Here is a 12431-nt window from a genome sequence, read left to right on the forward strand (position 1 = left end):
GTCGCCTGCCATTCCGCTTCCGCTAGCTGGTCCGGTTGCGGACGGCGTCGACAATCCTCTGGACGGCTTCGGCCACCGGCACGCCGTTGTCCTGGCTGCCGTCGCGGAACCGGAAGGAGACTGCCCCGGCCTCGGCGTCCTCGCCGCCGGCAATCAGGACGAACGGAATCTTGTCCTTGCTGGCGGTGCGGATCTTCTTCGGGAACCGGTCGGAGGAGATGTCCACCTCCGCACGGATACCGGCGGCCTTGAGCTGGCCCACGACGTCGAACATGTAGTCGTTGAAGGCCTCTGCCACGGGGACGCCCACCACCTGCACGGGCGCCAGCCATGCCGGGAAGGCGCCGGCATAGTGCTCAGTCAGCACACCCATGAACCGTTCCACGGAGCCGAACAGGGCACGGTGGATCATCACCGGGCGCTGGCGGGTGCCGTCGGCGGCCTGGAATTCGAGTTCGAAGCGCTCGGGCAGGTTGAAGTCCAGCTGGATGGTGGACATCTGCCAGGTGCGGCCGAGGGCGTCCTTCGCCTGGACAGAGATCTTCGGGCCGTAGAACGCGGCTCCGCCCGGATCCGGAATGAGCTCCAGACCCGAGGCTTCAGCAACTTCGGCGAGGGTGCGGGTGGCTTCCTCCCAGGTGGCGTCGTCGCCCACGAACTTGTCTTCGTTCTTGGTGGAGAGCTCCAGGTAGAAGTCGTCCAGGCCGTAGTCCTTGAGCAGGCCCAGTACGAAGTTCAGCGTGGTGGTGAGCTCGTCCTTCATCTGCTCGCGTGTGCAGTAGATGTGGGCGTCGTCCTGAGTCATGCCGCGCACACGGGTCAGGCCGTGCACCACGCCCGACTTTTCGTAGCGGTACACCGAACCGAATTCGAACAGCCGCAGGGGAAGTTCGCGGTAGGAACGTCCGCGGGAGCGGAAGATCAGGTTGTGCATCGGGCAGTTCATCGGCTTCAGGTAGTAGTCCTGGCCGGGCTTGCGCACGGTGCCGTCCTCATTCAGTTCCGCGTCGATGTGCATCGCCGGGAACATGCCCTCCTTGTACCAGTCCAGGTGGCCCGAGACTTCGTAAAGGTGCCCCTTGGTGATGTGCGGGGTGTAGACGAACTCGTACCCTGCATCCACGTGCCGCTGGCGGGAGTAGTCCTCCATGGCCTTGCGGATGATGCCGCCCTTGGGGTGAAACACCGGCAGGCCGGAGCCCAGCTCGTCCGGGAAGGAGAACAGGTCCAGCTCGGCACCGAGCTTGCGGTGGTCGCGGCGTTCGGCCTCGGCGATGCGCTCCTGGTAGGCCTTGAGTGCGTCCTTGGTGGGCCAGGCAGTGCCGTAGATGCGCTGCAGCTGCTGGTTGTTCTGGTTGCCCAGCCAGTAGGCGGCCGAGGACCGGGTCAGGGCGAAGGCGTTGGAGATGAGCTTGGTGTTGGGCAGGTGGGGCCCGCGGCACAGGTCGCACCAGACGCTGTCCCCGCTCTTGCGGTCCACGTTGTCGTAGATGGTGATATCGCCGGCGCCGACCTCAACATTCACACCTTCACCGGCGTCTGCGGCGTTGTTTTTCTTGCCCAGCAGTTCCAGCTTGTAGGGCTCGTCCTTCATGGCGTCGCGGGCTTCGTCCTCGGAGACGACGCGGCGGACGAACTTCTGGTTCTGGTTGATGATCTTGAGCATCATCTTTTCCAGGGCCTTCAGGTCTTCCGGGGTGAACGGCTCGGCGACGTCGAAGTCGAAGTAGAAGCCGTCAGTGATGTAGGGACCGATACCGAGCTTGGCGTCGGGGCGAAGCTGCTGCACGGCCTGGGCCATCACGTGGGCAGTCGAGTGCCGGAGGACGTTAAGGCCGTCCGGGGAATCGATGGTGACCCCTTCGATGTCCGCGCCCTCGGGGAGCGGCTGGTCGAGGTCCTTCAGTTCGCCGTTTACTCGGGCAACAACGACGTCGCGGCGCTCAAAAAAGAGTTCCGCGCCGGTGGTCCCGGTAGTCACCTTGGTCTCTTCGCCGTCGACGATGAGGGTGATCTGCTGGGCATCTGACACGGGTGTCTCCTATTCAAAGTTAAGGCTTCGTAGCTTGTGGCGTACGGGGACCACAGCCAGCCTCGTCCATGCTATCGGTTGGGAGAGAGGCCGACCAAAGCGGCGCGGCCGGCCAGCGCACCTGACCCATCCGGAGTTGAGGTTCAGCTGCCAAGGCCCGTGATGGCCAGGCTGCGGCTGATTCCGTCCAACGGCCCCCGTAGTTGGAGGTCGGGTTCCCAGGTGTCGGTGGATTGCTTTTCCGGGTACGGCAGGGTCTCGGTGCGGCTGAGGTCCCAGGCCATGGTGGCGCTGATGCTGATCCCGCGGGGACCGGTCCTGCGGGTGTTGCCACGGATCAGGAGCAGGCGGGTGCCGAACAGCAACGGTCCTGCCAGTTCCTGGGCCTCATGGAAGAATACGGAGTCCACACAGCCGGTTCCGTCGTCGATGCTGATGAACACCACCCGGCGCCCGCCGCGCATCGGCGGTGTCTGCGTGGCAATCCGGACCCCGGCCACCAGCACTTCGGTGCCGTTCCGGAGCCCCAGGAGCTTGTCCGCGGTGGTGACGCCCAGCCGGTCGAGCAGGGGCCGGTGGCTTGCCATCAGGTGTTCGCTGACATCCACCGCCATCAGATCAAGTTCTGCCCGCACGTTTTCGATCATGCTCGGAGCTGGAAGTTCGGCCTTCAGGTTCTTGAGTTCAACATCACCCAGGGGCAGGGACAGCTGGCCCTCGATGACCTCAATGCCTTTCTTACCGGGGCGGTTCTGGAGGGCCTGGAGGTGCTGGACGAGGTCTGCCCGGTTGGCGGCTCCGCCGGATTCCCGGTGCAGCGCGTCGAATGCTCCGAGCTGGGCAAGCCGCTTGATGCTGGGCTTGCTCAGCCTGGAGCGGGCCCTCAGGTCTGCCAGCGAGTCGTAGGGCTGGCCGGCAACGATCCTTTTGAGTTCGGCCCCGGAAAGCCCGTAGATGCCGTTCAGGCTGAGCCGGATGCCCAGCTTCCCGCGGTCGGGCCCGGATCCGACCCGCTCCACCCGGTACTCTGCCTGGCTCCTGTTGATGTCCAGGGGCAGGATGGGGATCCCCAGCCGCCGAGCTTCGGCCACCAGGAGCCTCTTGGGATACATGCCGGGATCGTGTTCCCATAGCCCGGCGAGGAAAGCTTCCGGGTGGTGGGCCTTCAGCCAGGCCGACTGATAGGTGGGCACGGCGAAGGCTGCTCCGTGTGCCTTGCAGAAGCCAAAGCTGCCAAAGGCCTTGAGTGTTCCCCAGACCTTGTCCACGACCTCCGGGGTGTAACCCCGCGCCCGGGCTTCCCTGCGGAAAAATTCCTCCACTTTGGGTTCAAGGAGTTCATTCCCCAGGGCACGCCGGAATTCATCCGCCCGGGCCAGGCCGCACTTGGTCATGACGTCGAACGTCTTCAGGATCTGTTCGTGGAAGACCGTCACGCCGTGGGTTTCCTGAAGCACAGGTTTGAGGTCCGGATGCGGATAGACCTCCGGCGCGAATCCATGCCGGTGTTCGAGGAAGGGCCGGACCATGTCCGATTTCATGGGCCCCGGGCGGAACAGCGATATGTCGATAATGAGGTCGTTGAATTCCCGCGGTGCCATTTTGCCGATGAGTTCCCGCTGGCCGGGAGATTCGATCTGGAAACAGCCAAGGGTATGCGTGCTCCGGATCAGCTCGTAGGTTGGTTCGTCATCGAGCGGTACGGCGTTGAGGTCGATGTGCCCGTCTGCCGAGATGAAGTCCGGCCCCGTGCCTTCCGGTCCGGGAGGATGTGCACCGGCAGCCACCACCTCTGCCTTTGAGGGGTGCAGCCGGATGACCTCACGGACGGCAAAGGCCATGGCGCTCTGCATTCGGACGCCGAGGACATCCAGTTTGAGCATCCCCATCGGATCCATGTCGTGTTTATCGAACTGGCTCATGGGCAGGCCAAGGCCGCTGGGCTGGACGGGGGTCCGGTCCAGCAGCGTGGCGTCGCCAAGGATTACGCCGCAGGGGTGCATGGAGATGTGCCGTGGCAGGCGGTCGAGCCTCTCTGTCAGGTCAACGAGCAGGTCGAGTTGCTGGTTTTCCGCGAATTCGCGTTGCTCCACCCTTCCTGCGAATTCCTTCAGTTCGGGTTTTTCCACCAGGGCTTCACGGAAGTTCCTTGCCGAGAACCGCCACAGCTGCTTGGCGATCTCGCCGATGTCGCCGTCGTCCATGCCCAGTGCGTGGCCGGCGTCCCGGACGGCACCGCGAGCGCGATAGCCGTTCTGCATGCTCATGAGCGTGACGCGTTCCGCCCCGAAGCGGTCAAAGATCCGGCGGTACACGTTGTGCCGCTCGGCACTTTCGACGTCGATGTCGATGTCCGGAAGCGTTGCCCTGTCGCGGGAAAGGAACCGCTCGAAAATGAGGTCGTGCTGCAGCGGGTTCACCTGGCTGACATCGATCAGGTAGTTCACCAGGCTGGAGGCCCCGGAGCCCCTCGCCGCGGCCCTGACCTCCATGTCCAGGATCATCCGGGACACCTCGGCCACCGTGAGGAAGTAGGAAGCGAAGCCAAGGTTGGCGATGATCCTCAGTTCGTGTTCCAGCCGTGCCCGCATTTCCGCCTCGGGCCGCCCTGATATCCCCGGGAACCGCCGGCTGATGCCGGCCTCGCAGCGCCTGGTCAGCTCAACCAGCGGATCGCCATCAATGCCGATGACCGAAGCTTCGGGAACCACCGGCTGCTTCCACCCCATGTCCGCGACCGGGTCCATCCGGCAGCGGTCCGCGAGCGCCTCGGTTTGGCCGAGCAACCTGGTGAGGTCGGTGGCGCCGTAGCCCGCGGCATGGATGACCTCCTTGCCGAGTTCGAGCATTTGGGCGGAGGTCTTCAGCCACCCCCGGCCGTTGGGCTGAAGCAACGGCTCCTCAGTCAGTTCGGTCAGGGATTTCAAGGTGCGGGCAGAATCCAGCACATCCGCCGTTGCAGCCCCGTCTTCCGCGCAATACCGCACGGCGTTGGTCAGGACGGCCGGAACCCCGTGCTCGGCAGCAAGCTTAAGCATGCGCACGGCATGGGCAGTGCTCAGCGGCTCCCCGGGAGCGCTGAGGTGGGACACCACTTCTGCTGCCACGGTTCCCTTCGGCATGCTGTCCAGCCATTGTTTGAACAACGTGCGGGGGCGAAGGTACCGGCGGCCGCTCATTGCCCTGCCAACGTCTGAATCCGGCCCCACCAGCACAGTCAGCACCGGTTCCAGTGTTTCCGGATGCAGCGCCCGGGAAGCGATTTCGGCGCGGGTCACCGCAACGGGCACCACTCCCCCGGCCTTGCCTGACGTACGGGCATGAGCATCTGAAATCAGGCGGCAGAGGGCCCGGTAGCCGGCACCTTTGTTGTGTCCGTGGGCAAGTACAACGACGCGGCCCGCGAGCTGGGTGCGGAGGTCGCCGTCGTCGTCATAGACCGCAAGGTCAACCCCGACGACGGGATCCAGTCCCGCCGCCATGCAGGCTTTGAGGTGTTTGACAGTGCCGTACAGGCCGTTCCTGTCAGTGCAGGCAAGCGCGGTGGCGCCGTCCGCGGCGGCCGCCTGGGCAAGCTCATCCGGCCAGGACACCCCATAGTGGGCGCTGAAGGCGGTGGAAACGTGAAGATGGGTGAAGCTCATGCTGATCGCGGCCTCAGGGCATCGTGGATCTTCAGCAGCCGCCACCGGCCGCTGCCGATGTTCCTGGTCAGGTCGAGGGTGAGGGCTTCATCCGGCGCCGCCTCCTCATCAGCGGGACGGACCTGGACGCGCCAGATCTCGTGGTCCACCAGTCCCGGGCCGGTTCCCAGTGGTGCGCGGGTTTCTTCGGCCCACCACTGCCTGCGCTCAAACCAGCGCACGGGCTCTGCGCAAACCGTGTATTGACGACCGGCCCAGGTGAGCGCCGAGGGCTGGCCGGCGGGCGTGCAGACGACGTCGACACCCTCGCTGAACAAGCCCATCGGCGCCTCCCGGAAGTGCACTCCCCCTGACCGCCACGCGTGGGCGCAACGGCGCAGGGGAAATCTGAAATGATTCGTTCGAAACAATTCTTTCGAATATATCTTCGAATAATCAAGTCTACGCCGGAGCCGGGACAAAACCTATACAGGCCTTCCCGAAGCAGGAGCCGGGAGCTTTGCGGGACAGCCGGGCTTCAGCGCCGCCAGCAGTACGGGGTGGTTGTTGACACCCGGAGAAACCCGTGGCGCTCCAGGATCGGCCGCGAGTATCCGGTCGAATCACTGTGGATGAGTTTCTTGCCCAGCTTCACTGCGGACTGAGCACGGGCCGCGGTGACTGCACGGTATATCCCTTGGCCGCGCCACTCTTCCCGCGTTGCCCCGCCCCAGATTCCCGCAAAGTCGGCACCCGGCACCGGCTCCAGGCGGCCCGCGCTCACGATCGACCCCTCCTCTTCGGGTTCGAATCCGCCGCCCAACAGCGCGTCATGGAGCCCGGGCGCATAGTCATGACCACGGGTTTTCCACTCCACCCGCACAACTGCCGGATCCCCGCGGAAGTACGCGAGCGCTTCCACCACCCACTGGTCAATCGCCCGGCAACCGGCTCCATCGAGATTTCGATACGTCACGAAACCCCGGCCGCCCGCGAAGGTGCAAAGCAGCAACGGCCCCAGCCGCTCGACGGCGAGCGCACCTTGGGCCTCCGCGTCCGTGCGGAGTTGCCGATCATATGCCGCCAGAAATTGGTCCGCAGAAGTCATAGGCCCCCACGGTACCGTCGCCGGCTTTGGACGTGAAGATCGACGGGTGATCCGAGCGCCCCGATGCCGCAAACATTCGAATGTATCTTCTAATGATTCACGTCTGCGCCGGAGCCCTGACAAAACCTGAATCAGGGGTGGACGGACACGGGCGAGGGGGGCAGGATTGAGCCATGAGCTCCCATGACGCACTCCTGAAGCACGTAGCCATCGCCGCCAAGGATTCCACCTTGGTGGCGACTTTTGATATAGACGGCAATATCCCCGGGGCGGGCGCCTATGTCGTTGGCCTCGTCGCAGCCACACCGGATCATTCCCATCAACGAAGAATGGGAATCGAGTTCATGAACGGCGAAGCTGTGTCCTTCTACTGCTTCAGCCACGACGGCACCGAGGAGAATTTCGACCTCAGCGGCGTTTCGCACTCCGGCAGCACCATTACCGGCAACTTTCCCATGAGCACGGTCCTGGGGCTGGAGAAGGGTCACCTGATGACAGCCTTCAGCGACGCCGACGGCCGGGAATACCAGGCGAACGTTCCCGTGGAGGAATCGCTCTGACGGAGGAACCGCTCTGAGCCGCTAGCTGCGCTTTGAACCGCTAGCTGCTGGCGTTGTGCACTTTCATCTCAAGCTCGGTGAAAGCCGTGATCATCGCACGGTAAGTCTTCTCCACAATGTCCGGATCGATGTCTTTTTTCTCGGCGGCGGCACGAACATGTTCGATGACTTTCTCCACGCGGCCCGGAGCCCTGACCTCGGCGTCATCACCCTTCAACGTGCCGGAAATCCGGATCAGACGTTCACGGCGGGCAATCAGGGTGACAATCTGCTCATCAACTTCATCGACGGCCACGCGGACAGCTGCGAGCTGCTCCCTGTCGGCCTGGGCGTCTTTGTCGTGTCCGTGATTTGTGGGCATGTGCATGACAGTATCTAAGAATGCAGCCTCGAGTCGACTTCATTTCATTAGGCGTCCGCAGTGTCGAGGCCTCCCGCGCCTTCTACGTGGACGGCCTGGGCTGGCCGGTCCACCGGGAAGTCCCCGGCGAGGTGGTCTTCATCCAGGCCAACCACGGCCTCATTCTTTCCCTCTGGGACGCAGGCCAGATGCAGGCCGAGGCGTCAGTGGGCAGCCCCGCCGGGGTCCCCTGCGTCACGCTGAGCCACAACGTGGGGAGCGCGGCGGACGTTGACCGGGTCATGGCGGAAGCAGAGGGGTCCGGCGCCACCGTGGTGGCGCCGCCGAAAACCCAGCCATGGGGCGGCTACACGGGGTACTTCGCCGATCCCGACGGCTTCCGCTGGGAAATCGCCTTCAATCCCACGTGGGCCGTCGACGCCGGCGGCAACGTCACAGTCTAGAGCCACGGGTCCGGAGGCCGGCTAGAACAGGCTGCCCACCGGCTGGATGAGCTCGGGCGAGTCATTTTTTACATTCCCGACGGCGGTGCCCACGGCATCAATGGTCCAGCCTTCGGCGACGTCGTGCGCACCCGCACGAACCAGATCCACCAGGCCGGCAGCGTCATCCGCCTGCGGATCCAGCCACGCCTGCATGGTCTCGCGGTTCATGGGCAGCGGCACCCTGTCGTGCAGTGCGGTGAGTTCGGCGAGCATTCCGCCGGCATAGCCCTCGGGCGGCGAGTCCGTAGTCATGATTGAGGTGGACAGCATCCACCGGTGCGGGTCGCCCTCGGGCTTGGACGGGTCCTTCCACCATTCGTAGAGTCCTGCGAACACCAGGGGCCGGCCGTCCTTCGGGTGCACATAGTAGGGCTGCTTGCCGCGCCCTTCACCCTTCCATTCGTAATAGCCGTCGGCCGGCACCGCGCAGCGCCGGGACCGGGTCGCTTTGCGGAAGGCCGGCTTCTCGAGGACGCTTTCGCTTCGCGCATTGATCATCTTCGAGCCGATGGAAGGGTCCTTGGCCCAGGACGGCACGAGCCCCCACCGGGCCACATGGAGCTGCCGGACCGGACTGCCGTCCACCAGCCGTTCCAGCACGATGGGCACATCGGCGGTCGGAGCAACATTCCACGACGGCGGAACCACCAGTTCCTCTTCCAGTTCGGCGTCAAACTCTGCCAGCAGGTCCCCGACAGCCCTGGCCATCACATAGCGTCCACACATGGCACCAGCATGCCACCGCCCCGATGCAGTGTCACCCGGCGTAACCCGAGGGGGCAGGGACAGGGGTGCGGTGCCCCGGCGCCCGGGGAATACCGGCCGACGGGTTACCGTTGAGTGGAAAGACAGCTGCTTTGATAACGACGAGCACTAACGATACTGAGGAGAACTCTGTGGATTTCACTCCCGAATCCGGCACCATCACCATGTTTTCGACTACCTGGTGCGGTTACTGCAACCGTCTGAAGAAGCAGCTGGACGCCCAGGGCATCGGCTACACCGAGATCAACATCGAAGAAGTCGAAGGGACAGCCGACCTCGTGGAGCAGCTCAACGGAGGCAACCGCACGGTACCCACCGTCCTCTTCCCGGACGGTACCGCTGCCACCAACCCGTCGGCAGCCGAAGTGAAGAGCCGGCTCGCCGCCTAGCCCGCTCGCAGGCTGGCGAAATCCGCGTAGTCCAGCTGCGCATACCCGGCATAGGTGTTGATGACCGCAGTTTCGATGGCGGCCACGTCCAGCCCGGGGACGAGGTCGTCAACGGCACCGGCAGTGGCCGGGTCCCAGTCAAGCCCGAGGGCCGCGTAGCTGGCTTCGAGGACCTTGCGGATCGGCGCGGAATTCTCCACCACGATCACCGAGCTGAACAGCCAGCCACCCGACACCACCCGCTGGGCGGTGCCGATCAGTTTGACCCGGTGCAGAGGATCTGCCGGGTCCAGGCCGTGGACGCTGAACTCCCCGGGGCAGTACTCCCCCGGGATTTCACCGACGGCGGCCTGGACTCCGGCGTTCCGCAGCGCGTCGGCCAGCATCCCGCCGAAAAAGGCAAAGCGCCCCTTGGCGCCGGCGATGGCATCGGCATGGGGCTCCACATGGTCCACGATCAGCGTTCCCTCGTGATACGCCGCAGCCCGGCCGCCGGCCTTCCGGACCAGCGGCTCAAATCCGAGCTCCCGGCACGCCTGCGCTGCCGCCTCAAAGCCGGGAAGGTGCGCGTCGCGCTGGCCAAAGGCGACCGTCGGAGCCGGGCGGTACAGCCTGAGCGTCGGGCCGATCCGCCCGGTCTTGGCCATGCCCAGCAGCTCAATGCCGAATTCCAGGTCACGCGCCGCGCCCAGCGACTGCTCCTGCCGGACAATGGTCAGCGTGGCGGGTGCGCCGGCCGTATGCTGCATCTTGCTAAGCTCCCTTATGGTCATTCTGCAATTCCTGGTCGTCGCCGCCGCCTTCGCCGTCATTGACGCCATCTGGCTCAAGACGATGAACCCCTTTTACCGCGGACAGATTGGTGAACTGCTGGCCGACCGGCCCAATCTAGGGTACGCGGTGGTCTTCTACGTGATCTACATTGCCGGCATTGTGTTCTTCGCCCTGCGACCCGCGCTCGACGGCGGCAGCTGGCTTAGCGCGGTGGGCTACGGTGCCGCCCTGGGCGCCTTCGCCTACGCCACTTACGACCTCACCAATGCCGCGACGCTGAAGACCTGGCCGCTGCAGCTGATCATCGTGGACATCCTCTGGGGCGCAGCGCTGACTGCCTTGGCCACCCTGGCCGGCTGGCTGGTGTTCCACAGGAACTAGCGGCCGCAGGAGCCACGTTCCGCGGAAGACTACGTCTTGCGGAGCGTCAGGATCTGCTCTGCCCGGCCGAAGGGCCCGTCCAGGTCGTGGAGCACCGTGGACGTCAGTCCGATGCCGTCGGCTCCGAAGGAGACGGCGTTGTCGAGGCCCAGCCAGTCGCCGGCGGGTTTCCGGTACATGTGGATCTGCAGGTCCAGGTTGGGGAACGCGTAGCTGTCCTTCCCCGGAGGTACCCGCGCCGCTATTCCGTTGGCGGTGTCCACCAGGCCCATGAGCCGCGCCAGGTCGCCACTATCGGCCTTGTCCGTCAGCGGGTGCGCGGTTCGGATCCAGACTGTCCCGGAGCCCGGGCGGTGTCCGTCGGCAACACGCATTTCCAGGGACCGGATGTAGCCTCCCGGCCAGACGCTCGCTGCGTCGTACGGAGAGCACTCTTCCGGTCCGGGAATGCAGGCATCTTCGACGGCGGCGACCGCCGAAGTATCGGACGTGATCATCCGCCACGCGGTGAGGCGGATGGCCACGCGCCCCCCAGCCACGAGTTCGGCCTGCAGCAGTTCGATGGTGCGGCCCGGACGGAGGGTGGTGGTGACGACCTCAAACTCGCCGCCGGGGATCAGTCCCAGGATCTCGTAGCTCAGGCGCGCCATCCTGACGTCGTCCCGCGGGGCATGCCGCTCCAGGCAGTCCGCCATGATCCCGGATGCGGGCGCCATGTGCTGCTCATGCTCGTTCCAGGCACCCTGGGCGTGGATCGTGGAACGGAACTGTCCGCCGCCCAATGACTCGTAGTAGAACTCCCCCTCGGCGAGTTCCGGAAGTGCTGCAGTCAACGTCGACCCTTTCGCATGGCTGGTGATGATCCCAGAACACACTATCGCTAGACGGCTCACAGCTTGCCTTTGTCCTCACAGCTTCCTCATAACAAGGCCTCATGGCCGGCATAAGTCCGAAGCCTAGAAATAAAGGCATGACTCCTCTCACGAACGAAAAACGCAAAGGCGGCCGCATCCGGCGCGCCGTCGTCGCCGGGGCCGTCGCCCTCACCCTTTCCGCCGGCGGAGCCACCGCCTGGGCGCTGGACCGCTTTGTAGTCCAGCACGTGCAAATCTCGGACGTCTCCGCCTACCAGGCAAGCCAGAGCAGTACCGCGGCCGACACCACGACCGAATCCAGCGGCACCACCGCCGCGGTCACCACCGACACGTCCTATGTTTCCGGCAGCTCCAACATCAGCATCTCCACGGTGACCACCGGCAGCGGCGACAGCACCGTCACGTACTATGTTGCCGACGTCGTACTGGACGACGCCACCACCCTCCAGTCGGCGTTCGCCAACGACAGCTTCGGCGAAAACATCACCGAGACCACGTCCGCCATCGCCGAGGCCAACAACGCCGTGTTTGCCATCAACGGCGACTACTACGGCTTCCGCGACACCGGCATCGTGATCCGCAACGGCGTGGTGTTCCGCGACGAGGGCGCCCGGCAGGGCCTGGCCTTCTACCGGGACGGCACCGTCAAGGTCTACGACGAGACCGCCACCACCGCTGAGCAACTGCTGGCCGACGGGGTCTGGAACACCCTCTCCTTCGGCCCGTCCCTGTTGAACGACGGCGAGGTCGCCGCGGGCATCGAGGACATGGAAGTGGACACCAACTTCGGCAACCACTCCATCCAGGGCGAACAGCCCCGCACCGCCGTCGGCATCATCGACGAAAACCACCTCGTCTTCGTCGTGGTGGACGGCCGGAGCCCCGGCTACAGCGCCGGCGTGACCATGACCGGGCTGGCGAAAATCATGCAGGGCCTCGGCGCCACCACCGCGTACAACATCGACGGCGGCGGGTCCTCCACCATGTACTTCAACGGGGAGCTGGTCAACAACCCCCTGGGCGAGAACAAGGAACGCGGCATCTCCGACATCCTCTACATCGCGCAGTAGGAGGCCGA

Annotated in this window: 13 protein-coding genes; 5 read left to right on the top strand and 8 right to left on the bottom strand. The window is 64.8% G+C overall.

The window, feature by feature from the left end; translation table 11 throughout:
• Positions 1-22: 22 nt before the first annotated feature.
• The 4 genes from thrS to AC07YR_RS02095 all read right to left on the bottom strand — a co-directional run bounded on the left by thrS (position 23) and on the right by AC07YR_RS02095 (position 6763).
• Complete coding sequence (gene thrS, locus AC07YR_RS02080) at positions 23-2032, bottom strand: threonine--tRNA ligase (protein WP_494732880.1); 2010 nt, start codon at positions 2030-2032, stop codon at positions 23-25.
• A 143-nt stretch (positions 2033-2175) separates the two neighbouring features.
• The gene (locus AC07YR_RS02085; RefSeq protein ID WP_494732881.1) at positions 2176-5676 is read right to left on the bottom strand and encodes a DNA polymerase III subunit alpha; all 3501 of its coding nucleotides are present in this window, start codon (positions 5674-5676) and stop codon (positions 2176-2178) included.
• Positions 5673-5999, bottom strand: coding sequence for a DUF6504 family protein (locus AC07YR_RS02090; RefSeq protein ID WP_436057795.1), 327 nt, complete (start codon positions 5997-5999; stop codon positions 5673-5675). Before AC07YR_RS02090 ends, AC07YR_RS02085 begins: the two co-directional genes overlap by 4 nt.
• 194 nt (positions 6000-6193) lie before the next feature.
• Complete coding sequence (locus AC07YR_RS02095; protein ID WP_494732882.1) at positions 6194-6763, bottom strand: GNAT family N-acetyltransferase; 570 nt, start codon at positions 6761-6763, stop codon at positions 6194-6196.
• Between the two features lie 173 nt (positions 6764-6936).
• On the opposite strand from AC07YR_RS02095, the gene AC07YR_RS02100 reads away from it, so the two are divergent.
• Positions 6937-7323: a hypothetical protein gene (locus AC07YR_RS02100; RefSeq protein ID WP_055803370.1), complete on the top strand. Its 387-nt coding sequence runs from the start codon at positions 6937-6939 to the stop codon at positions 7321-7323.
• A 40-nt stretch (positions 7324-7363) separates the two neighbouring features.
• On the opposite strand, the gene AC07YR_RS02105 is transcribed toward AC07YR_RS02100, so the two are convergent.
• Complete coding sequence (locus AC07YR_RS02105) at positions 7364-7690, bottom strand: chorismate mutase (RefSeq protein WP_055803374.1); 327 nt, start codon at positions 7688-7690, stop codon at positions 7364-7366.
• A 14-nt stretch (positions 7691-7704) separates the two neighbouring features.
• On the opposite strand from AC07YR_RS02105, the gene AC07YR_RS02110 reads away from it, so the two are divergent.
• Positions 7705-8127 carry a VOC family protein gene (locus AC07YR_RS02110; RefSeq protein ID WP_494732883.1) on the top strand — a complete coding sequence of 141 codons (423 nt, stop codon included), beginning with the start codon at positions 7705-7707 and terminating at the stop codon, positions 8125-8127.
• Between the two features lie 21 nt (positions 8128-8148).
• Here AC07YR_RS02110 and AC07YR_RS02115 read toward each other — a convergent pair whose 3' ends face one another.
• Positions 8149-8895, bottom strand: a complete 747-nt coding sequence (locus tag AC07YR_RS02115) for an SOS response-associated peptidase (RefSeq protein ID WP_082506873.1) — start codon at positions 8893-8895, stop codon at positions 8149-8151.
• Between the two features lie 170 nt (positions 8896-9065).
• On the opposite strand from AC07YR_RS02115, the gene AC07YR_RS02120 reads away from it, so the two are divergent.
• A complete protein-coding gene (locus AC07YR_RS02120) occupies positions 9066-9323 on the top strand; it encodes a mycoredoxin (protein WP_011692168.1) in 258 nt (85 codons plus the stop codon).
• Here AC07YR_RS02120 and AC07YR_RS02125 read toward each other — a convergent pair.
• Entirely contained in the window at positions 9320-10072 is a 753-nt protein-coding gene (locus tag AC07YR_RS02125) for a lipoate--protein ligase family protein (protein ID WP_055803383.1), read from the bottom strand. The two genes, AC07YR_RS02120 and AC07YR_RS02125, sit on opposite strands and share 4 nt — an antisense overlap.
• Before the next feature lie 16 nt (positions 10073-10088).
• On the opposite strand from AC07YR_RS02125, the gene AC07YR_RS02130 reads away from it, so the two are divergent.
• Entirely contained in the window at positions 10089-10478 is a 390-nt protein-coding gene (locus tag AC07YR_RS02130; protein WP_436057798.1) for a DUF2177 family protein, read from the top strand.
• Positions 10479-10507: 29 nt separating this feature from the next.
• Here the strand turns inward: AC07YR_RS02130 and AC07YR_RS02135 are convergent, their stop codons facing one another.
• Positions 10508-11311 (bottom strand): thioesterase family protein, encoded by an 804-nt coding sequence (locus AC07YR_RS02135; protein ID WP_494732884.1) that lies wholly within the window; start codon positions 11309-11311, stop codon positions 10508-10510.
• A gap of 137 nt (positions 11312-11448) precedes the next feature.
• Here AC07YR_RS02135 and AC07YR_RS02140 point away from each other — a divergent pair, with 137 nt between their 5' ends.
• Complete coding sequence (locus AC07YR_RS02140; RefSeq protein WP_494732885.1) at positions 11449-12423, top strand: phosphodiester glycosidase family protein; 975 nt, start codon at positions 11449-11451, stop codon at positions 12421-12423.
• The last annotated feature ends 8 nt before the right edge of the window (positions 12424-12431 follow it).

The organism is Arthrobacter sp. GW460-12-1-14-TSB2, from assembly GCF_059423525.1.